20 protein-coding genes are annotated in these 26,129 nt (G+C 63.3%); 14 read left to right on the top strand and 6 right to left on the bottom strand.

Annotation, left to right across the window (positions count from 1 at the left end):
* Window positions 1-48: 48 nt before the first annotated feature.
* The 4 genes from ACL9RI_RS05690 to ACL9RI_RS05705 form a co-directional block, all read right to left on the bottom strand.
* Window positions 49-576, bottom strand: coding sequence for a 4'-phosphopantetheinyl transferase family protein (locus ACL9RI_RS05690; protein ID WP_422725600.1), 528 nt, complete (start codon window positions 574-576; stop codon window positions 49-51).
* A complete protein-coding gene (locus ACL9RI_RS05695) occupies window positions 576-4,634 on the bottom strand; it encodes a Pls/PosA family non-ribosomal peptide synthetase (RefSeq protein ID WP_422725601.1) in 4,059 nt (1,352 codons plus the stop codon). Before ACL9RI_RS05695 ends, ACL9RI_RS05690 begins: the two co-directional genes overlap by 1 nt.
* A gap of 240 nt (window positions 4,635-4,874) precedes the next feature.
* Window positions 4,875-5,297, bottom strand: coding sequence for a hypothetical protein (locus ACL9RI_RS05700; protein ID WP_422725602.1), 423 nt, complete (start codon window positions 5,295-5,297; stop codon window positions 4,875-4,877).
* Window positions 5,298-5,395: 98 nt separating this feature from the next.
* Complete coding sequence (locus tag ACL9RI_RS05705) at window positions 5,396-5,623, bottom strand: heavy-metal-associated domain-containing protein (RefSeq protein ID WP_422725603.1); 228 nt, start codon at window positions 5,621-5,623, stop codon at window positions 5,396-5,398.
* A 247-nt stretch (window positions 5,624-5,870) separates the two neighbouring features.
* Here ACL9RI_RS05705 and ACL9RI_RS05710 point away from each other — a divergent pair, with 247 nt between their 5' ends.
* The 4 genes from ACL9RI_RS05710 (at window position 5,871) to ACL9RI_RS05725 (ending at window position 12,143) form a co-directional block, all read left to right on the top strand.
* The gene (locus ACL9RI_RS05710) at window positions 5,871-6,758 is read left to right on the top strand and encodes a substrate-binding periplasmic protein (RefSeq protein ID WP_422725604.1); all 888 of its coding nucleotides are present in this window, start codon (window positions 5,871-5,873) and stop codon (window positions 6,756-6,758) included.
* Between the two features lie 255 nt (window positions 6,759-7,013).
* Entirely contained in the window at window positions 7,014-8,705 is a 1,692-nt protein-coding gene (aspT, locus tag ACL9RI_RS05715) for an aspartate-alanine antiporter (RefSeq protein WP_422725605.1), read from the top strand.
* A gap of 28 nt (window positions 8,706-8,733) precedes the next feature.
* Window positions 8,734-10,422 (top strand): aspartate-alanine antiporter, encoded by a 1,689-nt coding sequence (gene aspT / locus ACL9RI_RS05720; protein ID WP_422725606.1) that lies wholly within the window; start codon window positions 8,734-8,736, stop codon window positions 10,420-10,422.
* Window positions 10,423-10,484: 62 nt separating this feature from the next.
* Complete coding sequence (locus ACL9RI_RS05725) at window positions 10,485-12,143, top strand: bifunctional aspartate transaminase/aspartate 4-decarboxylase (RefSeq protein WP_422725607.1); 1,659 nt, start codon at window positions 10,485-10,487, stop codon at window positions 12,141-12,143.
* 16 nt (window positions 12,144-12,159) lie between these two features.
* Here ACL9RI_RS05725 and ACL9RI_RS05730 read toward each other — a convergent pair whose 3' ends face one another.
* A complete protein-coding gene (locus tag ACL9RI_RS05730; protein ID WP_422725608.1) occupies window positions 12,160-13,041 on the bottom strand; it encodes a chitosanase in 882 nt (293 codons plus the stop codon).
* 265 nt (window positions 13,042-13,306) lie between these two features.
* On the opposite strand from ACL9RI_RS05730, the gene ACL9RI_RS05735 reads away from it, so the two are divergent.
* The 10 genes from ACL9RI_RS05735 (at window position 13,307) to ACL9RI_RS05780 (ending at window position 25,542) form a co-directional block, all read left to right on the top strand.
* On the top strand, window positions 13,307-14,722 hold the full coding sequence (locus ACL9RI_RS05735; RefSeq protein WP_422725609.1) for a TolC family protein: 1,416 nt from the start codon (window positions 13,307-13,309) through the stop codon (window positions 14,720-14,722).
* Complete coding sequence (locus tag ACL9RI_RS05740; RefSeq protein ID WP_422725610.1) at window positions 14,719-15,696, top strand: HlyD family secretion protein; 978 nt, start codon at window positions 14,719-14,721, stop codon at window positions 15,694-15,696. The genes ACL9RI_RS05735 and ACL9RI_RS05740 overlap by 4 nt, the downstream gene beginning before the upstream one ends.
* A gap of 5 nt (window positions 15,697-15,701) precedes the next feature.
* A complete protein-coding gene (locus ACL9RI_RS05745) occupies window positions 15,702-16,880 on the top strand; it encodes an ABC transporter permease (RefSeq protein WP_422725611.1) in 1,179 nt (392 codons plus the stop codon).
* Complete coding sequence (locus ACL9RI_RS05750) at window positions 16,877-18,031, top strand: ABC transporter permease (protein WP_422725612.1); 1,155 nt, start codon at window positions 16,877-16,879, stop codon at window positions 18,029-18,031. The genes ACL9RI_RS05745 and ACL9RI_RS05750 overlap by 4 nt, the downstream gene beginning before the upstream one ends.
* 93 nt (window positions 18,032-18,124) lie before the next feature.
* Window positions 18,125-19,705: an AAA family ATPase gene (locus ACL9RI_RS05755; protein ID WP_422725613.1), complete on the top strand. Its 1,581-nt coding sequence runs from the start codon at window positions 18,125-18,127 to the stop codon at window positions 19,703-19,705.
* Window positions 19,706-19,710: 5 nt separating this feature from the next.
* Window positions 19,711-20,682 (top strand): hypothetical protein, encoded by a 972-nt coding sequence (locus ACL9RI_RS05760; protein WP_422725614.1) that lies wholly within the window; start codon window positions 19,711-19,713, stop codon window positions 20,680-20,682.
* Window positions 20,679-22,433, top strand: coding sequence for a vWA domain-containing protein (locus ACL9RI_RS05765; protein WP_422725615.1), 1,755 nt, complete (start codon window positions 20,679-20,681; stop codon window positions 22,431-22,433). The genes ACL9RI_RS05760 and ACL9RI_RS05765 overlap by 4 nt, the downstream gene beginning before the upstream one ends.
* A gap of 93 nt (window positions 22,434-22,526) precedes the next feature.
* A complete protein-coding gene (locus ACL9RI_RS05770) occupies window positions 22,527-23,120 on the top strand; it encodes a hypothetical protein (RefSeq protein WP_422725616.1) in 594 nt (197 codons plus the stop codon).
* Complete coding sequence (locus ACL9RI_RS05775) at window positions 23,105-24,484, top strand: AMP-binding protein (protein WP_422725617.1); 1,380 nt, start codon at window positions 23,105-23,107, stop codon at window positions 24,482-24,484. Before ACL9RI_RS05770 ends, ACL9RI_RS05775 begins: the two co-directional genes overlap by 16 nt.
* Window positions 24,481-25,542 carry an AAA family ATPase gene (locus ACL9RI_RS05780; protein ID WP_422725618.1) on the top strand — a complete coding sequence of 354 codons (1,062 nt, stop codon included), beginning with the start codon at window positions 24,481-24,483 and terminating at the stop codon, window positions 25,540-25,542. Before ACL9RI_RS05775 ends, ACL9RI_RS05780 begins: the two co-directional genes overlap by 4 nt.
* Here ACL9RI_RS05780 and ACL9RI_RS05785 read toward each other — a convergent pair.
* The gene (locus ACL9RI_RS05785) at window positions 25,532-26,089 is read right to left on the bottom strand and encodes a TetR/AcrR family transcriptional regulator (RefSeq protein WP_422725619.1); all 558 of its coding nucleotides are present in this window, start codon (window positions 26,087-26,089) and stop codon (window positions 25,532-25,534) included. The genes ACL9RI_RS05780 and ACL9RI_RS05785 overlap by 11 nt on opposite strands.
* Between the last annotated feature and the right edge of the window lie 40 nt (window positions 26,090-26,129).

A 26,129-nucleotide genomic window follows, 5' to 3' on the forward strand; every position in this document is an offset into this window, starting at 1 on the left:
AAAACTGATTTTCGTCCAGATCGGAAGGGCTGACGAAGGGCGGGAAGATTAACAGGCCAGGCTGGCGACGTAGGGCAGCGCCACGGGCAGCGCCTGCAGGCGGCAATCGATGGCCACGCCGTCCCACTCCGCCAGCGGCAAGCCCGCGTACTTGAGAGACGCTTCGCGCGCCGTCCACGCCTGCGCCAGGGCCAATGGACGCGCCATCGCGGAACAGGCCGCCAATGCCTGTGACACCTGCGGTCCCAGGTAATCGCGCGCGACGATTTCCCAGTCGGGAATCGACGCCACCCGCATTAGATCGAGTCCTATCTTGCCATGCAGGTGGATGGCGGCCAGCGAAAGGCCTTCCTCATGGCTGAACGACAGTCCCACCGTGTCGCCAGCCAGCAGCAGATTAGGCGCCTGGCCGGGGACAGCCTGTACGGAAATCGCATCGACATCCATCGACAGCCACTGCGCCGCTGCCTCGCGCACGGCTTGCCGCACGCGGGCACGCGCTTCCACGCGGGAAGGCGGGGCGGCGATGGCGATCACCAGCACGCCATCTGCCGACCAGATGGTGTTGAACGGCATCAGCTGCGCAGCGGCGCCGCAGGGCAGCCGGCCCAGTTGCTGCCGGCGGGGATGTGCTCGCCCTTCATCACCAGGGTCAGGGGGCCCAGGCGCGCATTGTCGCCCACCTTGGCGCTGTACAGCACGGAGCTGCGCGGGCCCATGTAGACGCGCTTGCCGATTTCCACGTGGTCGATCTTCATCACGCGGTCTTCGAACAGATGCGTTTGCGGGCAGGTCAGCGCGTTCAATTCGCTATAGTCGCCGATGTGCACGCAATCGAATTCCGTGATGTCGGTGGTGTCCATGTAGACGCCGCGGCCGATCTTGCAGCCCAGCAGGCGGAAGGCCAGCGGCAGCCATGGCGTGCCGCGCAGGTAGCGCATGAAGTTCGGTACGGCGATGCCTTCATACAGGTTCGTCACGCCTTCCGAAACCCACACGAACGGCGTCCACATGGGCGCTGCATGCTTGCGGTAGCGGCCCATCAGCAGCCATTTGAACAGCACGACGACAAGGAAATTGCCGATGCCGTAAGCGACGCCGGCAATCGCCAGGTCGGCCACCACTTCGCCCCAGCGGCCGGCGCCCGCCATCGGCATGATGTCGAGCACCAAGGTGTAGCCGACGGCGATCACTACCGCGTGCGGCGAGATGATGCGGAACGCTTCGATCAGGCTGCGGCCCAGGCGGCGCAGCGGCGACGGCTTGAACGTCAGGTGTTCGGCGTAGCCGCTGACCTGTTCGCGTGCGGGCAGGTGCATCGGCGGCGAACCGAGCCAGGTGTCGCCGCTCTTCATTTGCTCATTGCGCGGCGCCAGCGTGTGCACGCCGATCAGCACGTGTTCGGGCAGCACCGTGCCGTCGGGGATATAACTGCCATTGCCGACAAAGCTGCGGTGCGAAATGACGGTGGCGCGCATGGTCATCCAGCCGCCGTCGATATGTTCGTCGCCCAGCATGACGGCGTCGGCGATGAAGGTGTCGTCGCCCAGGGTCAGCATGTCGGGCACCACGCCCAGCGCGGTGGAAATCTCGGCGCCCTTGCCGACCTTGGCGCCCAGCAGGCGGTACCAGTATGGCGCGAAGACGGTGGCGTAAATGCCGTGCAGGACGTTCAGGCTCGATTCCTGGATATGGCTGACCAGCCACTTGGCGCAATACACATTGCTGTGCACGGGCGAGCTGCCCGGTTTCAAGCGCGGCATGGCGCCCCAGCGGATGGCGGCCGACAGCAGGGCCGTGAGGATGATCAGCACGCCGCTGGCGGGGAAGGACAGCAGGAAGTAGCGCGCCAGCTGCGTCGTCACGTCGCGGCCCTGCAGCCACGGCATCATTTCGCGCTCGTCGAACCAGTCGATCAGCACAAATGTCGGGAACACGGGCATGAAGAACAGCACGGCGATCAGGATCATGCCGAAGCAAAAGAACACGGCTTCACCCGTCAGGCGCAGCCGCGAGACGGCCGGGCGCGGCCGCTGGCCGGCGATGTCGAAGGCGCCGGCGTCGCGCGCGGGCGAACCGGTGTAGATGCGGCCGTCCGGCACGCTGGCGCCATCGGCCAGCGCCGACTGGCCTTCCAGGTGGCCGTAGGCGCCGATGCTGGTATTGCCTTCCATGATGGCGTAGGAACTGATGCTGGCATCGTTGCCGATGGCGATTTTCCCCAGCAGCAGACGGCCCCGTTCGACGCGCGCATTTTCAAAGTTGACGGCGTTGCCCACGCTGACGTTGTCGCCGATTTCCAGCAAGTCGTGCGCGCGCAGGGTCATCGAACCGATCACCACTTCCTTGCCCACCTTGGCGCCCAGTGCGCGCAACCACCAGCTATTGAGCGAGGAGCCGCTCAGCAGGTAGGCGGGCGCCGATTCGACCAGGCGGTCGGCCAGCCACCAGCGGTAGTAGGTCAGGCCCCACAAGGGATAGCTGCCTGGCTTCAGGCGGCCGGCGATCAGCCATTTGCCGCCGATGGCGATGGCAAATTCGGCCAGGGTGGCCAGCAGGAACACGCCGATCGAGGCGGCGATGGCGCGCGCCACCGTGTCGCCAGGGTCGCCCGTGAAGAAGTGATAGGTGAAGAAGGGCGCCATCCACTGCGCCATGCGCAGGGTGACCAGCAGCGGCACGGCGGCTGCCTGCGCAGCGCCGCAAATCCAGCGCCGGGTATTCGATGGCGGCGTCCAGTCCGCTTCCGGCGTGGCCATGGCGGGCGCTTCACCGAGTACGGCGGCGATCTTGCCGATCTGGCGGTTGTGATAAATATCGCGCACCGTCACGTGCGCATAGGCAGGGTTGGCGCGCAGGCTGGACGCCAGCCGCGCGGCCAGGAAGGAGTGGCCGCCCAGGTCCGTAAAGAAATCGGCATGGCGCAGGATCGGCTGGCCCGGGAATAGCTGCGCCAGCGCCGCAAACAGGGCGGCTTCGGCCGGTGTTTCCGGCAAATCCGATTCACCCGCCTCGCCGGCCGGCGGGGCCGACAGCGGCATGGCCTTTAACGCCTTCCTGTCGATCTTGCCGGACGTCAGGCGCGGCATCAGCGGCAGCAGTTCAAAGCGGCCCGGCACCATGTACGGCGGCAGATGCAGGTTCAGCGCGCTTCGCAGGGTTTTCGCTGTCAAGGCGTCGTCTGTTGCCTCGTCGCTGCCGACGATATACGCCACCAGCTGGTCGATGCCGTCATCCTTGCGCAGCAGGACGGCCACCGTGCCCACGCCCGGCTGCTGCGCCAGCACGGCTTCGATCTCGCCCAGCTCCACGCGGAAACCGCGGATCTTGACCTGGTCGTCGGCGCGGCCCAGGCACAGTACCTGGCCGTCGGCATCGATGCGGGCCAGGTCGCCGGTGCGGTACAGGCGCGCGTCATCGAGGCCCGTGCTCCAGGGATTGGGCAGGAATTTTTCCAGCGTCAGGTCGGGGCGGCCCAGGTAGCCTTCGGCCAGGCCGGGGCCGATGATGCATAGTTCGCCCGTTTCACCACGCGCAAGCAGGCTCAAGGGGCGCACTTCACCGGGTTCGGTGACGGCTATCACCAGCAAGCCATAATTGGGCAGCGGCGTGCCGATGGTGACGGGCTGCCCCGGCTGCAAGCGCGCCAGGCTGCACGACACGGTCGCCTCCGTGGGGCCATAGGTATTGAACATGCTCCGGCCCGGGCGCGACCAGCGCTCGACCAGGGACTCTGGGCACATCTCGCCGCCCAGGTTGATCAGGCGCAGGCCTGGCACGTCTTCGGCGAACAGCGCCAGCAGGGTCGGCACGGCGTGCAGCACGGTGACCTGGTTGGCGGCCAGCGCGCGCGGCAGCGCTTCCGGGTCGCCCGAGATTTCCTTCGGCCCCAGCCACAGGGTGGCGCCCACCAGGTAGGCGATCCAGATTTCCTCGAACGACATGTCGAAGGCGACGGAAAAACCCTGGTAGACGGTGTCGTCCTGGCGTATTTCCAGCACCGCGTTTTCGCTGCGCAGGAAATGGCAGATGCTGCGCTGGTTGATCAGGATGCCTTTCGGCTTGCCGGTGGAACCGGAGGTATAAATGACATACGCCGGATGCTCGCCGCGCACCTCGCCGCGTGCAGGCAGCGTTTCGCCCGGCGCGGCCGGCGCCAGCAGCTGTTCCGCCGTCCACACCGGGCGTTCGATGCCGGCATCGGCCAGGCGCGAGGCGAATGCGGCGCAGCTGACCACGCCAGCGCCGTTGGCGTCGTCGAGGCACACTTGCAGCCGTTCGACGGGCGTGTCTTCATCGACGGGCAGCCAGGCGGCGCCCGCCTTGGCGATGGCCGCTTGCATCAAGAGCAAATTTGCGCCGCGCGGCAGCCACAGGCCCACGATATCGCCGGGCCGCACGCCGGCGGCGACCAGGCGGCTTGCTGCCAGTCCCGCCTGCGCATCGAGTTCGGCGTAAGTGAGGCGGCGTTCGCCGTCGATCAGGGCGATGTGTTCGGGGCAGCGACGGGCCGTCGCCTCCAGCAGATCGGCCAGCACTTCGTCGCGCAGCAGATCGGGGCGCGGCGGACCGTACAGGATGTCCGCGTGGGTGGGCGAGGAAGAAGCTGGGCTGGCTGGGGTGGAATCGTTCATGGGTGATGCTTGTTGGTGTCGCTAAAAGGAATCGGGTTGCCTGCGCCGGGTGTGGCGAACGGTATCGTCGCGTGTCTCCAGCGCAAGCTATACCTTACAGCAAGCGGGGGCTGGTCTGCAGGGATTCACGTTGCGAAACAGGGGATTTATATGGCTTTTGAATAATTTTTTTGCTGAATTGGCAGTGCTGCGCCCGCCGTCGCCATGACAGTATGTAAAAACCGGGATACATGGTGAGATTCAGTGATTTTTCTTGCCGCGCGCCTGGCGCAAGATCAGCCAGCTGGCACTGAAATGGGCCAGGCCGCACACGGCGATGCTGAACAGGGAAGCGGGCAGCACCTGGGCCCAGATTTCCAGCGCGGTATAGGTGCTCCAGCTGGCCACGCGCGCGTCAAACGTGACGTAGTTCGCCAGCAGCCAGTAGATGGCCAGCAAGCCCGTGCCGATCGCAGCCTGGCGCACCAGCGGCATTTGCCGGCGCGCGAAGACGGCCAGCAGGAATAGCAGCAATACGCCTGGATAAGCCCCCAGCACTTCCGGCGACAGTACGCCGAGCGTGCCCGCATCGTAGCCGGCGCCATCGGCGGGGCTGGCCCACTGCACTTGCAGGGTGGTGAGGAAAAGTGTCAGCAGGAAAATCAACAGCGGTGTGCGGGTCATGGCGGTGCGGGTGTCTGGCAATGGCGGTGGCGCATTTTACAGTGGATGGCTCACGCGCATGGCCGCATCAGTTGTCCCCCATCCTGTCATGCAGGGACTCAGACGGCCGCTTCGAGTTGCACTTCGCCAATAAAACCTGCGTCATTGACGGCCGACAACAAGTGTTCTTGCGTGGCCAGATGTTCGTCGTATTGCACGGTGGCGTCGTTGTGCGCCAGCGAGACGCGCACGGTGCGTACGCCATCGATAGCTTCCAGGAGACCCGTCAGGGTGTCGGCGCAGCCTTCGTGATCCATGCCGGTAATACTCAGTCGTGCTGTTTGCATCGTTTCTCCTTGCTTTTTATGTAAAAAAGCAGTGTAGGCGAGGCTGGGGCATGCCGTCTAGCCGCACACGGTATTTTTTTGCTATTTCATGCTTTCTTGATCCAGATCCATTCGGACTGTTCGTCGCGTGTGTAAAGCGGGGACGGTGAGCGTGGCGCGGATGTTTACATTCCATTCGACAAGTTGAGTTGGCTGCGAGATACTGTCTTTCTGATAATTCAACCAAGCCGTAACCGGAAACCGTCTGATGCTGCGCCGTCCCTTCCTTGCGTTGTGCTGCACCTGGCCCATGCTGGCAGGCGCCGGGTCGCGCATGCCAGCCGTCTCTGCGGAGCGTGCCAGCACGCTGATCTATCCACGCCATCAGGGTGAAGATGATCCCCATCTGGAGTATGTGCTGGCCTTGCTGCGCCTGGCTTTGCAGCGTTCGGGCAAGGTCTATGCCTTGCGCGGCTCCGGCCAGCGCATGGTGCAAACGCGCGCCATGCTGGAAATTGAACTGGGCACGGGCAGTGCCGATATCGTCTGGACCATGACCAGCCGCGCACGCGAGGCGCAATTGCTGCCGGTGCGCATTCCCCTCGACCGGGGCTTGCTGGGCTGGCGGGTGGCGCTGGTGGGCGCCGCGCAGCCGCAACTGCTGCGCCATGCGCGCACCCTGGCCGACCTGCGGACGCTGTCGGCGGGGCAGATGCGCGACTGGCCCGACACGGCCATCTTGCAGGACAATGGCTTGCGGGTGGAGGCGTCGAGCAATTATGAAGGCCTGTTCCAGCAACTGGCCATCGGGCGCATCGATTATTTCCCCCGCTCCGTGATCGAGGCGGAACAGGAACTGGCCAGCCATGCCCACTTGCCGCTGGCGATCGATCCCTACCTGGTGATGCGCTATCCCTCGGCCATGTATTTTTTTGTCAGCAAGCAGCGCCCGGAACTGGCGCGCGACCTGGAAACGGGGCTGGAAAAGGCGCTGGCCGATGGCAGTTTCCGGCAACTGTTCCTCCAGCATTTCGGCAAGGTCATCCAGCGCCTGCGCCTGGACCAGCGCCGCGTGCTGGAACTGCACAATGCCGGGCTGCCGCCGGAAACGCCGCTGCACCGAAAAGAATTGTGGTTCCATCCCGCCCACTTTTAGCCGGCCTGTAGACACGATTGATCTGTGTCAAATCTTCGAAATAAAGTCATGTGCAAACCTTGATCAAACTCAAGGCGAGTTCAACAGAACAGCTGTTGACACACGGAAAATTTTGATCGAACATGCTTCTACATCAATACTCTCTCACCAGTGGTATTGCATGTTCTGTATTGCCGGCGAGCCGACGCTATTTCCCCTGTATTTCCGCTTTTCCCGTTATTTTGCCTCCTGCTTACCCTTGTCTAAAAGGTGCGTATGCTTGATATGATCGCGGCGGTATTGCATCAGGTGCCGGAACTGGCCTTGTTCCTGGCCCTGGGCCTGGGCTACGCGGTCGGCCAGATACGGTTTGGTCCCATCCAGCTCGGCGGCGTGTGCGGTACGCTGATTGCGGCGCTGCTGATCGGCCAGCTGGGCGTGACCCTGGACGCCAGTGTCAAGAACGTGTTTTTCATGCTGTTCATCTTTGCCCTCGGCTACGCGGGCGGGCCCCAGTTTTTTGCCAACCTGAATGCCAAGGGTTTGCGCCTGGGTATTTTGTGCCTGATCGAAGTGGTGGCCGTACTGGCGCTGGTGTTGCTGGCGACTTATTTCCTGGGGCTGGACCAGGGCACGGCGGCCGGCATGATGGCGGGGGCGGCCACCGAGTCGGCCGTCGTCGGCACGGCCACAGACGCCATTTCCAAGCTGGCGCTGTCGCCCGAACGCATCCACACCCTGCAGGCGAATGTGGTGACGGCGTATTCCATCACCTATATCTTTGGCCTGATCGCCATCGTGATCGTCACCAGCCAGATTTTTCCCTTGCTGTTGCGTATCAACCTGCGCGAAGAAGCGGACAAATTGTGGGCGCAGATGGGCGGCGCCGACGCCGATGCCGACGCCTTGTCGGCCACCCCGGAAATGGTCGGCCGCGCCTACCGCATCAGCACGGGGGCAGGGCGGCGTCTCGATTCCCTGCAACATATCTTCGCTGGCCGCGCCAGCATCACGCGCGTGCGCCGGCATGGCAAAGTCTTGCCTCTGAGCCCGGAACTGCGCTTGCGCAATAACGATGAAGTACTGGTGATCGGCCACCGGCCCGCGCTGGTGGCGGCCGAGGCCATACTGGGCCAGGAATTTGCCGACACGCAAAATGTGAACATGGCCGTGTCCGCCATTGAAGTGGTGCTGCAGCAAGCATCCCTGGTAGGCCAGCCCTTGCGCCAGCTGGCCTTGCCGCATGGCGTGCACGTGGCAGCCGTGGTGCGCGGCGAACACAGCATGCCGCCCTTGCCGGATCTGTCCTTGCAGCACAATGACGTGCTGCGCCTGTACGGCGCCAACGAAGGCCAGGAACTCAATACGGCGATTGCCGCCATCGGCAAGCGCGTGCCCACGGGCGACCGCAGCAATATCGTGTATGCCAGCATCGGCATCGTGCTGGGCGTGTATCTCGGCACCTTTGCGGCAAAGCTGGGCGGCATACCGTTTTCGCTGGGCACGGGCGGCGGCGCCTTGCTGACGGGCCTGGTATTTGGCTGGTACCAGTCGAAAAAACCGGGACTGCCCGGCATCCATCCGAATGCGCTCGACATGCTCAAGGATATCGGCCTGGCCACCTTTATCGCCTGCGTGGGGCTGGCGTCGGGGCCGCAGGCAATCGACCTGATACGCCAGTACGGCGTGTCGCTGCCGCTGATGGGCGTGCTGATCGCCGTGATCCCCGCCTCGATCTCTTTATTAGTAGGGCACTTCTTGCTGAAGCTGGAAGCGCCGATCTTGCTGGGCGCCATCGCCGGCCAGCAATGCAGCACGCCGGCGCTGTCCGCCGTGCAAAACGCGGCCGGCAATTCCACGCCCTTGCTGGGCTACACGATTACCTATGCGATATCGAATGTGGTGCTGCCCCTGATGGGGCCCCTGATCGTGGCGCTGGCCGGATCCGTGCAAAGGGCGTCACTGTAAGATTTTTTTAAGATGAAAGGCGGTCAGTATGGATTGGTTGCACGAGCTTTTTAAAAAGTCGCCTGAAATTGCCTTGTTCCTGTCGCTGGCGGTGGGCTATTACATCGGCAAGATTCAGTTTGGCAAGTTCCAGCTGGGTGGCGTGGCCGGTTCCTTGCTGGTGGCCGTGCTGGTCAGCCAGGTGGGCGTGGAAATCGACCCTGGCGTGAAGTCGGTGCTGTTTGCCTTGTTCATTTATGCGGTCGGTTATGAAAGCGGGCCGCAATTCTTCAACTCGCTGGGGCGCCAGTCGGTGCGCGAAATCATCCTGGCGGTGGTGCTGGCGGTGACGGCGCTGTTGACGGTGGTCATCATGGCACGCCTGTTCGGCCTCGACAAGGGCTTGGCGGCCGGCGTGGCGGCGGGCGGCCTGACGCAGTCGGCCATCATCGGCACGGCTGGCGACGCGATCGCCAAGCTGGGCCTGGCGGCCGATGAAGTGGCGCGCCTGCAAGGCAACGTGGCCGTCGGTTATGCCGTCACCTATGTGTTCGGCTCGTTCGGCGCCATCATCGTGTGCATGAATATCCTGCCCAAGCTGATGGGGCGCAGCATCCGCGAAGATGCGATCAAGGCGGAAACGGCGCTGCAGGCGGGCGTGCAAGTGCTGGGGCCGGGCCAGACGCCGGCCGCGCCCGACCTGATCGGCCGCATTTACCAGGTCGGCACGGGCGCTGGCCGCACGGTGAGCGAGATTGAAAGCGCCAATCCTTCGATTGCCATCACCATCGAGCGTGTCAAGCGTAATGGCCAGATTATCGACGTCAGTCCCGACCTGCTGCTGGCGGCCGACGATATCGTGCTGCTGGTGGGCCGCCGCGAAGCCATGCTCAGCGTGTCTTCGCAACTGGGCAAGGAAGTACATGCCGAGGACGGCATGGAGCTGGTGATGCAGCGCCGCGAGATGGTGCTGACCAACAAGGCGTATCACAACAAGACGGTGGGCGAAATCCGCAACGGCACGGCGCCGGGCGTGCGGCACGGCATTTTTGTGGTGCAACTGAGCCGCATGGGCAAGGTGTTGCCGCTGCAGCCGGACACCGTGGTGCAGACGGGTGACGTGGTCACCATTTATGGCGCCGAGCAGGATGTCAAGCGGGTGGCGGCTGAAGTGGGCTACATGATCGTGCCCAGCGCCAAGACCGACTTCGTCTACATGGGCGCGGGCCTGGTGGTCGGCTTGCTGCTGGGACTGCTGGTGGCGCGTATCGGTTCGATACCGCTGACACTGGGCAGTGGCGGCGGCGTGCTGCTGTCTGGCCTGGTCTTTGGCTGGTTTCGCGCCAAGCGCCAGAGCTTTGGCTGGATGCCGAATGGCGCCGTGCAGATATTGAAAGACCTGGGCCTGGCCGGCTTTGTCGCCGTGGTGGGACTCACGTCCGGCCTGCAAGCGGTGCAAACCGTGCGCGAACATGGCCTGACCCTGTTTGGCGTGGGCGTGGTGGTGACCATCGTGCCGATGCTGTTGACCATGCTGATCGGCCGCTACATTTTGCGCTACGACAATGTGGCCATCCTGGCGGGCGCCTTGTCCGGTTCGCGCAGCGCCAATCCCGCGTTTGGCGAAGTGCTGAATGCGGCGCAAAACTCGATACCCACCGTACCGTTTGCCATTACCTATGCGCTGGCGAATGTTTTCCTGACCTTGCTGGGCCCGCTCGTCGTGGCCTTCGTCTGAATTGCCCTGCCTGGCCCCTCGCTGGGGGCCTTTACCAACGCTGTTGATAAGGAGTTGTTTACATGGATTTCAGTAACCCAGCCAAACTCGCCCTGTTGAGCCCATTTGAATTGAAAGATGCGCTGATCCAGACGGCCCAGCAAAGCAACCGGCTGATGCTCAATGCGGGACGCGGCAATCCGAATTTCCTGGCGACCACGCCACGCCACGGCTTTTTCCAGTTCGGCCAGTTCGCCATGACGGAGGCGGAACGCTCCTACGTCTACATGGACGACGTGGGCGGCTTCCCCACGCGCGACGGCATCGAGGCGCGCTTTGAAATTTTCGTGCGCCAGCATGCCGCCACGCCGGGCGTGCATTTCATCGAAGCGGCCGTGTCGTATGTGCGCGACCAGCTGGGCCTGGACGCGGGCGATTTTATTTATGAAATGTGCGAGGCGATTCTGGGATGTAACTATCCCGTGCCGGACCGCATGCTGCGCCTGTCCGAGAAAATCGTCGGCCAATATATCCACCGTGAAATGGTGGGCACCCATCCTTTCGTGGGGCACTTCGACATGTATGCCGTCGAAGGGGGCACGGCGGCCATGACGTATCTGTTTTCCAGCCTGAAATCGAACCATATCATCCAGGAGGGCGACACGATTGCGCTGGGCATGCCCATCTTTACGCCGTATATCGAGATCCCGCAACTGAATGACTACAAGCTCAACACGGTGCACATTGATGCACCGCAATCGAATAATTGGCAATTCACGAAGAAAGAGCTGGACAAGCTGCTGGACCCGAAGGTCAAGGCTTTCTTCCTGGTCAATCCCAGCAACCCGCCATCCGTCAAGATCGACGACGAGACGCTGGAATACATCGCCGGCATTATCAAAAAACGCCCGGACCTGATCATCCTGACCGATGACGTGTACGGCACCTTTGCCGACAATTTCGTGTCGCTGTTTGCCATGTGCCCGTACAACACGATTCTCGTGTACTCGTTCTCGAAATATTTCGGCGCCACCGGCTGGCGCATGGGGGTGGTCGCCACGCACGAAACCAACGTGCTCGACGAGAAGATTGCCAGGCTGCCGGAAACCGTGCGCAAGCAGCTCGATGCGCGCTACCATTCGATCACCACCGAGCCGCGCAAACTGAAATTCATCGACCGCCTGGTGGCGGACAGCCGCACCGTGGCGCTCAACCACACGGCCGGCCTGTCCACGCCCGTGCAGGCGCAGATGACCTTGTTCTCCTTGTTTTCACTGATGGATGAAGAGCAGAAGTACAAGCAGTCCATGCAGCGCATCGTGCTGCGCCGCAAGGAAGCGCTGTACCGCGAACTGGGCTTGCCGATGGTGCACGACGCCAATTCCGTGCGCTACTACCATTTGCTGGACATGGAATCGCTGTCTGCGCAAATGCATGGCGTGGAATTTTCGCAGTGGCTGCTGAAAAAGCTGAAACCGAACGAGGCGCTGTTCCGCCTGGCCGAAGAAACGGGCGTGATCCTGTTGCCGGGCAAGGGTTTCGGCACCACGCATCCTTCAGGACGGGTCTCGCTGGCCAACCTGAACGAATACGATTACGCCAATATCGGCCGCGCCATCCGTGGCATGGCGTCGGAATTTTTTGCGCTGTTCGAGAAAGAGAAGGGCGGCAAGGCTGCCACGAAAGTGCCCGCCAAGCCGGTGAAGGGCAAAGCGGTCAAGGCCGGCGGCAAGAAAGGCTGACGCCGGCCTGGCCGATTTACTTGATCTGGTAGGAATCGCCGTTGACTTTCCAGTTCAGCGGCGTATTCAAGTCCAGGTTGCCGTTTTGCAGGAACAGCCGTTGCTGCGTGTCGAGGCGGTCGAGATTGCCCGCATGGTCAGGCTCGCTTTGCATCAGTGCGCGCCGCACATCGAGGAAGGCGTTCAGGTAGGCCGTTTCATTGCCGCCCCTCGATGGCGGCAAGGCGCGCAGCTGGGCCTGGGCGCGGATGCCCTGGAAACTGTTGCGTTGCGCATCCGTGCCGGGGCCATGCATGACGATCGCGTCGTAATAAATGAATTGGCCCAGGGTGCGCAAGCCATCCTGCTTGGCCAGGCTGACGGCCGGATTGAAATACTCATTGTCGCGCACGGTGTCCTGGCTTTGCTGGAACACGGGGTCTTTGGCCGCCTTTTGCCAATCCGTGACGAAATTCGGGTCGAGACCCGCATGCGAAGCGCTGCCATTGACTTTGCGCAAGGCCGGCAAGTAAGGGCTGAGCAGGTTGCCGGGTTTGCTCTTGTCATAGGCCGTGACCAGTTCCAGCATGTCGCTGGTGCCGGAAGTAAAGCCGATGATGCCGCCCGTGTAGCCACGACCATCGCCGATGTCCTCGATGTAGGCATATTGCGCCTTCCAGTCCAGCGAGGAATTTTCCGAACTCGACACCAGTTGCATGGCGATTTCTTTTTTTGCCGGCGCGCTCAAGCCGTCCGCCGCAGCGGCGTTTGCCCCAGGCTGGCTCGCGCTGCTATTTGAAATCAAGACATTGCCGGCATCGCCGCCGGGCTGCCCTCCGCCGCCGCAAGCGCTTAGTGCCAGGATGGCAAGCAAGACGGCTGCGCGGGGCAGGCCAGGATGTGGTGCGAGTTTTTGCATGATCATTACCCTATGGTGGTGGAATGGCGATGGCGTTTTGCCAGGTAAGCCTGGTCTGCGCCCGGCGTGAGTAGTGCACTGGTGATTTTAATATCACAGGAAACAATTGCCTAAAAGAATTTTTCTTCAGGTATGCGGCAGTCAGGCTGGGTGTTTCCGCATTCCAACAGTGCAGGCCGCCTGCACTATCCGTGGCTATAATTGCCATTGCGAAAGTACAAACAAGCCTGCCGTGCTTTCCCCTCATGTTTAGACAGGACACCCCATGGATGTAGCGCCACGCGCAATCATATTGCTGCTGACTCTAGTGTTGCCTGCCGCCGCGCAAGCGCAGACCCAGGCCGGCATGCCGCTGACGTTCAATGAAGCGCTGCAACAGGCGGCGTCCGCTTCAGGCCAGGTGCAGGGGGCCGTACTCGATGTGCGCGCCAAGACCCTGAAAGCGGAAGCGCTGTCGAATATCGATGGCCCGTCGGTGGACTTGACGGCGTTTCGCGGCCGCCTGTCGACCGACTTGAATATCGATACCAGCCGCTTGTCTGGCATCGCAGGCGGTGTCGAGGCAGCGCTGCCGGGCTTGCCGATACCGGACATTCCCAATTCCCTGAACCGCGACGTGGTCACCAATCTGAGTTCGTTCGGCCTGATCGGCATGTGGCCTGTCTACACGGGCGGGCGGCTCGACGCCGTCAAGGGCCTGGCGTCCGGCATGACCAGGGAAGCGGAGGCCGAGCGCATCGAAGCGGAAGAAAAGCTGGCCACGCTGGTGGCGCAGCGCTATTTCCAGCTGTTGCTGGCGAAAAGAGTGGTGGCGGTGCGGGCCGAAGTGACGGCCGGCGTGACGGAGCACCAGCGCGACGCGGCCAAGCTGGAAAAGGGCGGGCTGATTTCGCGCGCCGAACGCTTGCGCGCCGACGTGGCGCTCGACAGCGCCCGCAGCGAGGAAGCCCAGGCCCGCAGCGATGCAGAAGTGGCCCAGGTGGCGCTCGACCGCCTGCTCGATGCGCGCGGGCAAGTGCTTCCCGGCACGCCCCTGTTCGTCAACAGCTTGCCGGTAGGCAGCTTGCAATCGTTTATCAGCACGGGCATGCGCGAGAATGCGGCCTGGAAAAAGATCGATAGCAAGCGTTACCAGACGGAACAGGCCTTGCGCCTGCAGGGCAAGGAATTCAGTCCCAGCGTGTTTGCCGTCGGTAACTACAACCTGAACCGGGGCAGCGAAAAACTGGTGCGCTCGAACTGGGCCATCGGCGTGGTGGTGGCCGTGCCGTTGGTGCATCGCATCAACACCAGCAAGATGATTTCCGCCGCCAAACTGGACCAGGAAAGGGTGGAAGTGACGGCGCGCCAGGCCGAGCGCGATATTCCCACCCTGATCGAAAAGAATTGGCGCGCGCTGGAAAATGCCCGTATCCAGTTTTTATCTACCGCTTCGTCGGTGGAACTGGCGCGTGAAAATATCCGTTTGCAAACAGTAGCCTTCAAGCAGGGGCAAGTGACGTCGCTGGAAGTGATCGATGCGCGCCTGAACCTGGCCAAGATTGAGACCCAGCGCGCGCAAACGGCTTATAACTATGTGATGGGCCTGGCGCAATTGCTGGAAGCCACGGGCGAGACGCAGCGCCTGGGCAGCCTGGCGGCAGCGGCCGATATTCAATTACCACTGGACACCACGCCATGAGTATTTCTTCCAAAAAACCGTTGGTCCTGCTGGCAGGCGTGATTGTGCTGGGCTTCGTGGGCTGGGGCTTGTACCAGGCTTTCCAGCCGCAGCGCCTGCCCTTGCAGGGCCAGATGGATGCGCAGGAAGTCAATGTCTCGTCAAAAGTACCTGGCCGGGTGGGCGAGCTGTACGTCAAATTAGGCCAGACGGTGCCGAAAGGGGAGTTGCTGTTCCAGCTGACCAGCCCTGAAGTCGATGCCAAGATCGTCCAGGCCACGGCCGCCACGCAGGCGGCCGACGCGGTGGCCCAAAAGGCGCAAGCGGGCGCCCGCCCCGAGGAAATCCGCGCCGCGAAAGCCAATTGGGAACGCGCGCAGACGGGGGCGGTCATTGCCAAGACTACCTATGAGCGCGTCAATAATATGTTTATCGAGGGCGTGATTGCGCGCCAGAAGCGCGACGAGGCGCAGGCGCAATGGCAGGCCGCCGATCAATTGGCGCAGGCGGCCCGCGCCCAGTACGATATGGCCAGCAGGGGCGCCCGTCCGGAAGACAAGACGGCCGCTGCCGCCCAGGCGCGCCAGGTGGGCGCCGTGCTGACGGAAGCGCAGATCGCCTTGTCGGAAACCAGGATAGCCGCGCCCGTCACCGGCCAGGTCAGCAAGATCCAGATACAGCCCGGCGAACTGGCGCCGCAAGGTTTCCCCGTGATTACCCTGGTCAATCTCGATGACGCCTGGGCCGTGCTGCAAGTGCGCGAAGATGAAATGGGCGCATTTACCATGGGCAGCACGCACACGGCCAATGTGCCGGCTTTAAAACAGCAACTGAGTTTCAAGGTCAGTTCGGTGGCCGTGATGCCCGATTTTGCCACCTGGCGCGCTGCGCGTCCGGGCGGCACGGATTTGCGCACGTTTGAAATCCGCTTGCGCCCCGCCATCAAGGTCGATGGCTTGCGCCCTGGCATGTCGGTCGTGTTTCCGCCACTCTGAATTTCATGACAGACAAGTCACAGCAGCCAGGACCTGTCGCCCGCGAGTGGGCGCGGCTGCGGGCCGACTTCTGGGATATGGGTATGCTCAGCTGGATACCCGTGCTGCTGTGCGGCATGCTGTGGCTGATCTTTTCCGCCGGCATTGCGCGCGACTTGCCGATCGCCGTGATCGACAAAGACGGTTCCAGCCTGTCGCGCCAGCTGATACGCTGGCTCGATGCCTCGCCCGGCATCCAGGTGCAGGCGCATATTGCATCGAACGAGCAGGCGCTGCAGCTATTGCGCGAACGCAAAGTGTTTGGCTACCTGGTCATCCCCGACGATTTTGAAAGACAGTTGCTGGGTGGCCGGCAAGCCACCGTGCAATGGCTGTACAACGCCCAGTTTTCCTCGCATGCAGGCGCCTTGTCGCGCGATGTGCGCACGGTGACGACCACCTTGTCGGCAGGCATCGAGATGACGGCGCGGGCCAAGCAGGGTGTTTCCACCATCCAGGCTGCCGCCCAGTTCGAACCGATACGCACGCAATTAAACAGCTTGTACAACGAAAACATCAGCTATGAAGCGTTTCTGACTTTGGCGCTGATGCCATCGATGCTGCAAATCTTTATCGTGGTCGCTGTCGTCACCACCATCGGCCGCGAATTGCGCGACGGCACGGTACCTTTGTGGCTAGCCTCGGCCAAAGGCAGCTGGCTGCGCGCCGTGGCCGCCAAGCTGGTGTTTCCCTTGATCGCCTACTGCGCGCTGGCGCTGCTGTATCTGCTGTTTTTCAGCCTGGTGCGCGACTGGGCCGTGGCGGGCAGCCTGGCGGGATTGCTGTTGAGCATGCTCCTGCTGGTGCTGGCGTATTGTGGCCTGGCCTTGCTGCTGATCGCCGCTACCTTGTCCTTGCGGCTGTCGCTGTCGGGCGCGGCGTTCATTACTGCACCGGCGTTTGCGTTTGCCGGCCAGGCGTTTCCCCTGATGGCCATGCCGCCGCTGGCGCGGGCCTGGGCCGAAGCCTTGCCGCTCACGCATTATCTACAGTTGCAAACCGGCTACTGGCTGGCCGGTGCGCCCATCCATTATGGCTGGCAGCAAATGCTGATACTGGCTGCATTCGCCATCGTCTGCGGCGCGCTGGGCCTGTTGCTGCTGGTCCGTCGCGCCAATACGCCCGCCGCCTGGGGGCGTACATGATGTGGACCGCTTTTCTGGCCACCTGGCGCGCGATGCTGACGGACAAGGGCGCGCTGACCCTGCTGTTCGTGGGCGGCGTGCTGTATTCCTTTTTTTATCCGCTGCCCTACAGCAAGGAAATCGTCCAGCACGTGCCCGTGGCCGTGGTGGACCAGGACCGCAGCGCCATGTCGCGCCAGCTGACCCGCTTTGCCATGGCCCATCCTTCGCTGCAGGTGGTGGCCGTCACGCCCGCGCTGCCCGTGGCGCAGGATTTGTTGTGGAGCAATCAGGTGATGGGCGTGCTGATCATTCCCGAAGGCTTGCAGGCCGATGTGCTGGCCGGCCGCGCCGCGCATGTCCAGGTGGCCGGCAATGGCTTGTATTTGATGCTGAACAAGGCAGCCTTGAATGGCCTGGCGGAAGTGGTGGGCACGGTGTCGGCCGGCATCGAGCTGAAACGCCTGGGCGCCACCACGCCGTCGACCATCCAGGCGGGCCAGCAGCGCTCGCCGATTGCCTTTGAAGCCGTGCCCCTGTTCAATGTGACGGAAGGCTATGGCGCGTATGTCGTGCCCGGCGTGGCGACCCTGATCGTGCAGCAGACCTTGCTGATTGGCATGACCATGCTGTTCGGCACCTGGTATCAGCGCAAGCGTTTTCCCCTGGCCGGGCCGCGCACGGCGGGCGGTTATGTTGGCATGCTGCTGGCGTTTGCCTCGGTAGCTTTCCTCAACTGTTGTTACTTCTTTGGTTTTGTGTTCTGGTTCCAGGATTACCCGCGTGGCGGCAATTTTGGCGGCTTGCTGTTGCTGTTACTACTATTCTCGCTGGCCGAGGCAGCGTTTGGCATGCTGCTGGGCATGTTGTTCCGCACGCGCGAGCGGGGCACGCAGCTGATGATCGCCACTTCGATGCCGGTCTTGTTCCTGGCGGGCCTGACCTGGCCTGTTTCGTCGATGCCTGTCGTACTGCAGTGGCTGCGCTGGCTGCTGCCCTCCACAGCCGGCATCCAGGGCTTTATTGCGCTGAACCAGCTGGGCGCGTCCTTATACGAAATCCGCCATGAAGTGGCCGGCTTGCTGGCCTTGCTGATCGTTTGCGTGGCGCTGGGCTGGTGGCGCTGGCGGAAGGTGGATACGACAGTTGTCGATTTGAACAAGGCGTCATAGAGACGATATGCAATAATTTCGAGTGGGGTCAGACCCGTCGGGTCTGACCCCGGCCTTGAGCCGCGATCGCTCCCATATTTAAGCAAACAAACCATGCCTTCCTTCAACCTGTTCCAGCGCCTGTCCCAAGCCCCCACCAAACCGAAGGCGGCGCCGGCTGCGCGGCAGTTCGATGTGGCAGACCTGTATCAAGGCCCGATCGGGCTGGGAGACGAGGGCGAGGGCGCTGCGCGGCCCTTCGATGAAAAGCTGCGCCAGGCGTATTTCTGGATCGTCAACCACGCCATCATCAGCCCCCATTACGACATCGAGTACAACGACGGGCCGTCGCAAACGTATTCCGTGGGCGACAGCCGGCGCACCCTGAACCTGCCATCGGCGCAAAGTTATTCCAGTTTTATCCTGCTGCCCCTGCTGACCTTTGCCACGCGCCGCAAATGCCTGTTCGTCGGCGGACCGGGGCGCGGCAAGACGGCCAGCGCCTTGCTGATGGGCGTGCTGGCCGGGTCGTCCGTGAAAGAAGTCAAGCGCGCCATGCAGCACGGCCACCCGCAAATGACGGTGGCCGATTTGCTGGGCAACCCGCTGCCGGCGGACCTGGTCAACGCGCAAAGCATGGACGATATCCGCATCGCCTGGCGCGCCTGGCTGGGCATGCGCGTAAAGATCGTCGACGAATACAACCGCATCCCCACGCGCACGCAAAGTGCGCTGCTGACCGTGATGGGCGACAATTATGCGGAAGTGCTGAACCACATTTACGAATGCCCGGAAGCGGCCTGGTATCTGACGGCCAATGATGACCAGGGCGGCGGCACGTATCAAGTGATCGAAGCGCTGCGCGACCGGGTCGACGTCACCGTGCAGGCGCTGGCCTTCAATCCACGCTTTTTGAACGAGCTGCTGCTGCGGGTGGAAGAAAACCTGCGGCCCGAAGAGCTGGTGCCGCCCGAAATCATCTTCACGGAAGCCGAGGTGGACCAGATAGGCCAGGCGATCCGCCAGGTGGCCGTGCCCGACGCCGTGCGCCGCCGGCTGGAGTTTTTCGCCAGCCAGTTCGAACTGTTCGAGACGGCCGGCGGCCAGTTCGAATACATGACCAAGGATACGGCCCGCCTGTCCGGTGCCGACCGCGGCGCTGCGCAGGCGGCCGACAATGGGCGCGACCGCCTGAAGGACCTGGGCTGCCAGACCTTGAACGGCATTTCCGTGCGCACCCTGATGGCGCTGCTGATCTACGCCAAGGCCATGGCTTACTTCCGGGGCAATGGCGAGGTGGCGCTGGAAGATGTGCGCCAGGTGCTGCCTTTTGTCTTGCACAACAAGCTGCAGCCAGACCCCGATGCGCCATTCTTTGCGCTGCCTGAAAATGCCGCCTACCGCAGCGACAGGCTGGGCTGGCTGCGCCGCCTGTTCGACCTGTCGAACGATGAATTCAACCGCCTGGACCTGGACCGCGACGACCCGGTCGGCGTACTGTCGGCCGAATTCGACCAGGGCCTCGATGGTCTCAGCGAGCGCGAAACCCTGGCCCGCCTGAACCGCATCGAAAAGCTGATTGGCGAGCGCACCAGGGGCCGCAAGCTGTATGGTCCCCTGTACGACGACCTGCTGAAACTGAAGTATCTGCACCAGCGCTATACCAATTACCGCAGTTGGTTGCGGTCGCAATAAGTACGATGATTTCTGCCGTCTTCACTTCCCTCCTGGCCAGTGGCCGCGCGCAGTTCAACTTGCGCGCGCTCGATGCGCGCCGGCGTTTTCCTGCGCTCGACATGGCCCAGTTCAGCGCCTTCTTGCACGATGGCCTCGATCCGCTGGCGGTGGCCGTGGCAGCGGCGGCGCCCGAGCGCGCCGGCAGCTTTACTGTGGCCGCCTATGACATGGCGCTGGAACTGGTGGCGCATGGCCTGGCCGGGCCGGCCGCAAAAAATCCCTTCCTGAACACCGTCTGGCGCGAACTGGCGCCATGCTTTGCACCGCTGCTGGCAAGCGCGCCGGTGCCCGTGCTGGGCATGCTCAGTAACGCTGCCATCCACGTGAGTGGCGTGGCCGGTGCGCGGCCGGCGCAGTGGCGTGACGAGATGGCGACCATCGCGCCGCAGCTCGCCAGCGTGGCCGAACTGCGCGCCGTGGGGCAAATATTGGCGTGGCGCGCCGGTATCGCGCATTTCCGCCTGGGCGCCATCGCGGCCGCCGATAGCTTGCCGCCGCATCTGGCCCTGGCTGCCTTTGGCGAACCGTGCGCAGACTGGCCGCAGCTGCGGACACAATTATTGGAAAATCCGTGGCGCGGCAATGGGCAGGGCAGGGAGTTTGGCGCCTTTACGGGCCTGGGCGGCGACTTTGCCACGCCGCCGCAGCTGCGCGCCACGCACGATGGTTTTATCGTGTTCAGCGGCGAGCGCCATTACCTGCTGGTGGCCGATGCCCACGGCGCCGTACTGCATGGCGCCACGCCAGACGAGTATGTACAAGCGTCCATGCAACTGCCAGCGTCGGTGCGCCTCGATGGCGCTACCGTGCAGATCGGTGCGCGCAGCATGGCGCTCGACTTGCCGCCCGGTGAGATCGCGCTGGCCGCCAATGAGCACACCTTGGCGATTACTTCGTCCTGCACGCATGCGGTCCGCCTGCTGCCGCTGGCATGAAGACGCTGGCCGACACTACCTTGATAGCCAGCTGGCGCGCCGCATGGCCGCAAGCGCTGGCCGTGTGGAGCAAATTTACGCGTTTGCGCGACCCGAGTTTATGCGCCAGCCATGTCGAAGCCAGCAAGCAGGGCTTGTCCGGCAGCTTTGCCATGATACGTTTGCTGGACCAGAGCGTGGTGGTGGACTTGCCGCTGGTGAGCAAGCTGGGGCTGGACGACTATGCCGTGGAAATCCTCGCCCATGAAATCGGTCACCATATCCTGGCGCCCGGCAGCGCCAGCGACCAGTTCCGCCTGCTGGCCCGCATGCGCCGCGCCTTGCCGACGCTGGAGCACCATGCGCCCATGGTGGCGAACCTGTACACGGACCTGTTCATCAACGACCGGCTGCAGCGCCAGGCGAAACTGCGCATGGCCGATATCTACCGCAAGCTGAAGCAAAACGAGGAAGAAACTGAAAAGACCAGCAGCGTATGGACGCTGTACATGCGCATCTATGAACAGCTGTGGCAGCTGGAAAAAGGTGAGCTCGGTGGCGCCAGCGATGACGAGCGCCTGGAAACGGATGCCTGGCTGGGCGCGCGCCTGATACGCGTGTACGCGTATGACTGGATGCTGGCGGCGGGCCGCTTCGCCACCTTGCTGCTGCCTTACCTGGTGGACGACACGGATGCCCTGCACCCCGGCCGCTATTTGCACGATACGCGCGACGCGGCGCGTGGCTGCCAGACTTATGGCGCGCAGCAGATCGAGGATGATGAAGAGGGCGGCGCCATCCACCCCGTGCACGACCGGCGCATTTCCGGGCTCGATGATGAAGCGCCTGCCCCTGATGTGCCAGCTAACACTGGAGGTGGACAGTTGCGCGAACCGTTCGAGCTGGGCGAGATCCTGAAGGCGTCGGGCATACACCTGAGCGACCATGAGATCGCCATCCGCTACTACCGCGAACGGGCCTTGCCGCACCTGGTGGCCTTCCCCACGCGCCCCGCACCGGAATCGCCGGAACCGCAGATGGAGGGGCTGGAAGCGTGGGATATCGGCGACCCGATCGATGAAATCGACTGGCTGCAGTCGCTGATGGTGTCGCCCCGTCCCGTGCCTGGAGTGACGACCGTGCGCCGCATCTACGGGCGCGAACCGGCGCGCGCGATGGACGCCGTGCCCATCGACCTGGACATGTACGTGGACAGTTCCGGTTCCATGCCGAATCCGCAGCAGCACACCTCGTTCCTGGCCCTGGCCGGCGCCGTGATCGCCCTGTCTGCGCTGCGCGCGGGCGCCAAAGTACAAGTGACCTTGTGGAGCGGCAAGCGCGAAGTGCTGCAGACGCCCGGTTTCGTGCGCGATGAAGACGCCATCCTGGGCGTGCTGACGGGTTTTTTCGGCGGCGCTACCTGCTTTCCCATCCACTGCCTGCGCCAGACCTATACTGCCCGTCGCGAACGTCCCGCGCATATCCTGATGATTTCCGACGATGGCATCACCACCATGTTCGACGACGATGAACTGGGCAACAGCGGCTGGGATATCGCAGCAAAAGCGCTGGAACAGGGCGGGGCGGGCGGCACCATGGCGCTGAACCTGGCCCGCGACTGGGATGGCGCTGGCGGGCATCAATGGATGCAAAAGATCTACGGCGACTTGAAACGCGCGCGCCGCGAACAGGGCTGGGACATCCATGCCGTCGAGCGCTTCGAGGACTTGCTGGAATTTGCAAGGGTGTTTAGTCGCAGGCATTATGTGTAGCGTTAAAGAGGATGACTATGCGCAGCAAAAATCCGGGGTCAGACCCGGCGGGTCTGACCCCAGTATTGGCTATTGGGTCGAGGTAACGCCACCATGATGCAAACAGGTCCCCACCTCGAAACCCTCACCCACCGCCTGGCCGACACCCCTGTCGAATTCCTGGCCGAGCCGCGCATCGCCGGCGTGGCCAACGCGCAGGCGGTGTCCGTGGCCGCGCTGGTCAACGATATTCTGCTATTGCATGGCGCCCGCGCGCCTGCCGCCTCCTTGCAGGGCTTCGTGGGCGCGCAAGTGAAGGTCGACCGCAACCGGCTGGCGCTGGCCATGATCGCGTGCTGGCTGCTGGCCGATGACTGGTTTATCGCGCAACGGCTGGCGCAGCCTGCCTTGCTGCAGGTGCTGGGCGAGGCGGTGCGCGAGCTGGCGGCGGCCACGCCGGCCCACCAGTACACGCAAGACCCGGAGCGGCGCGAAGAACTGGCCCGTATCGTGCTGGCGCGCCTCGGTTTTCGGCCGCGCGATGAAAGCCTGGCCCAGGCGACGGATAGATTGTCGGCCATCAGCGGCAGCGAGCGGCGCCGCCTGCTCGAAGCGAGCCGGTTGGCCGAGCAGCGCGCACGCGAGATACGCGAGGCGCTGGCGAAGAAGGCGGCCGAGGAATCGGCCGACAAATGGTCGCGCGAATGAGCGGGGAATGGAATTTACCGGTCGGCGCTTGGGAATTCGACCGCGATTACTGCCCCACCCTCACGCAGGCGGGCGCGCAGATGCTGGCGCGGCTGCGCGGCCATCCATCGGCGCCCGTGTACCGCAACCGCAGCGGCAACAAGCTGCTGGCCCAGGAAGTGCAAGCGTTGCGGGAATATGAACGCGAGGTGCTGGATGCGGCGATCGCCTGGAGCATGGATGCGCCGCCAGCCTGGCTGGCCGCTTTTCTCGCCCAGGCCTATGCCACGGTGCCGTACTACCAGGCGTGCGGCTCGCCACCCGCGCGCCTGATGGATGTGGCGCCGATCAGCCGCGCCGAGCTGGCGCACGATATCGCCGCCTTCGTGCCGGACAATGTCGAGCTGGCGCGCATGATCAATTTCCAGACGACGGGAACCACCGGCCACCCGCTGCTGATCGCCTCGCACCCGCTGGTGGCGGGGCGTTACCTGGCTTACCACAAACGGGCCTTGCAGCGCTTCGGCGTGACCCTGCGCCATGGCGCGGGGCAGGTGGGCGTGATGCTGCTGGGGCACCAGCGCCGCTGTTTTACCTATGTCTCCGTCACGCCCACGATGGGTGAGTCCGGCCTGGCGAAGATCAACCTGCATGTGGACGACTGGCGCCATCCTGACGACCGCGCACGCTATCTGGACGCCATGGCGCCGGAGCTGCTGGCGGGCGACCCGATTTCGTTTGCCGAGCTATTGACCTTGCCGATGACGCATAAGCCAGCCGCGCTGCTGTCCGTCTCGATGATGCTCTTGCCCGGCATGCGGACGCGGCTGGAAGAACGGTTCGGCTGCCCCGTGCTCGATATCTATTCGCTCAATGAAGTGGGGCCGGTGGCCGTCTTCGATGAGCGGGCGGGCGGCCATGTGCTGCTGCAGCACCGGCTATACGTGGAAATCCTCGATGCCGATGGCCGGTCTGTGCCCGATGGGGAACGGGGCGAAATCACGGTCACGGGCGGCTTTAACTTTTGCCTGCCGCTGGTGCGCTACCGCACCGGCGATTACGCCTCGCTGGCCCATGGGCCGCATGGCCCCGTGCTGGTCGGCCTGGCCGGACGCAGCCCCCTGCGCTATCGGACGCAATCAGGCGCGTGGATCAACAATATCGATATCACGCACGCCTTGAAACCGCTGGCCATCGCCCTGTTTGGGGTGCATCAATATGCCGATGGCGCCGTCGCACTGCGTCTGTCGCCGGGCGCCATGCCGCAAGCCGGCCAGGCACGGGCCTTGCTGGCGCCTTTTTTTGCTGCCATCACCATTGAAGTCTTGCTGGCGGAAGACAAGATCATTCAATACACCTCGGATTTGCAGGACGCTTACGCATGAGTACATCAGGTTTGCACAGGTACACACGCGGCCTGGTGGTCGGCAAATTCTGCCCGCTGCACCGGGGACACGAACTGTTGATAGAACGCGCGCAAGCCGCTTGCGCAGCGCTGCTGATCGTCAGCTACACCAAGCCGGAATTTCCAGGTTATGAGCCGGCGCGCAGGGAAGGCTGGCTGCGGGCGCAGTTTCCGCAGGCGACGGTTGTCGTGCTCGATGACGAACGGCTGGCCCGGCTATGTGCCGCGCGCGGTGTGGCGCCGCGCCAGCTGCCCCACAATGATGAAGATGGCGACGTGCACCGCCACTTCATGGGCTGGCTGTGCTGGACGGTGCTCGATACACCCGTGGATGCCGTCTTCACCAGCGAAGAGTATGGCCCCGGGTTTGCCCGCGTGCTGAGCGAGCATTATGCGCCTGGCGAGGTGGCCCATGTCAGCGTCGACCAGGCGAGGACGCTGGTGCTCGTGTCGGGTACGCAGGTGCGGCAAGACCCGCATGCGCATAGCGCATTCTTGTCGCCGCCAGTCTATGCCAGCTTTATAAAAAGAGTCTGCCTGCTGGGCGGCGAATCGAGTGGCAAGACCACCCTGGCTGCGGCCCTGGCACAGCATTTTGATACCCGCTGGGTAGCCGAATATGGCCGCGAACTGTGGGAAAGCCAGGATGGAGAACTGGGCTACGATGACTTGCTGAAGATCGGCCGCGAGCAGGTGCGGCGCGAAGCGGTGGCCGCCCGCGAGGCGCGGCGCTGGCTGTTTTGCGACACCTCGCCGCTGACCACCTATTTTTACTGCATCGAGATGTTCGGCAAGGCGCAAGCGGAACTGGCCGAACTGGCCGAAGCGGCTGGTCATCGCTACGACCTGGTGCTGCTGTGCGCGCCCGATTTCCCGTTTATCCAGGATGGCACGCGCCGCGACGACGGCTTTCGCCTGCGTCAGCACGCCTGGTACCGGGCCGAACTGGAGCGGCGCGGCATCGCCTATGTTGAAGTCAGTGGTACGGTGGCGGACAGGGTGGGGCAGGTGGCCCGGTTGCTGGCGGCTACTCTGTAAACGCGTTTCTCACGGCTGCCAGTATCTCTTCCGAAAACGCTGCGTCATCGACTGCCCGCGCCAGCGCCACGGCGCCCACCATGGCCGACATCATGACGATGGCGTCTTGCCGGGGATGGCTTTTTTTCGGCCACGGGAAATGCGTCGTGAACTTGCCGATCACGTTCTTCAGGTGAAAGGTGAACGCGGGGCGCACGGTAGGCTGCTTGCGCGCTTCGCCAGCCAGGGCGGCCAGCACGCAGCCGTCGCCGGGGCCATCGCGGTGCTCCGTGCTCACATACTGGCGCACGTAGTCGCGCATGGCTTCCGGGCTGGCCGTGGCCGCTGCCAGTCCTTCGCGCGAATGGGCAGAGCCGTGCAGGGTGCTTTCCGCCATCAGTGCTTCTTTCGAGGCGAAGTGGTTGTAGAAAGGGCCGTGGGTCAGTCCCGTCGCCTTCATGATTTCGCCGACGCTGACGCCGTCAAAGCCTTTTTCGCGGAACAGGCGCGCCGCCTGCGTCAGGATGCGCTGGTGTTTTTCGGCCGTCTCGGCTGCTGGGTATCGCATATCGTCCTCCCGGTAATGACATGATTTCTGTTGACATCAT

Origin of the sequence: Janthinobacterium sp. Mn2066, from assembly GCF_049319705.1 — a bacterium.
In the GTDB taxonomy this organism is placed as follows: domain Bacteria; phylum Pseudomonadota; class Gammaproteobacteria; order Burkholderiales; family Burkholderiaceae_D; genus Janthinobacterium.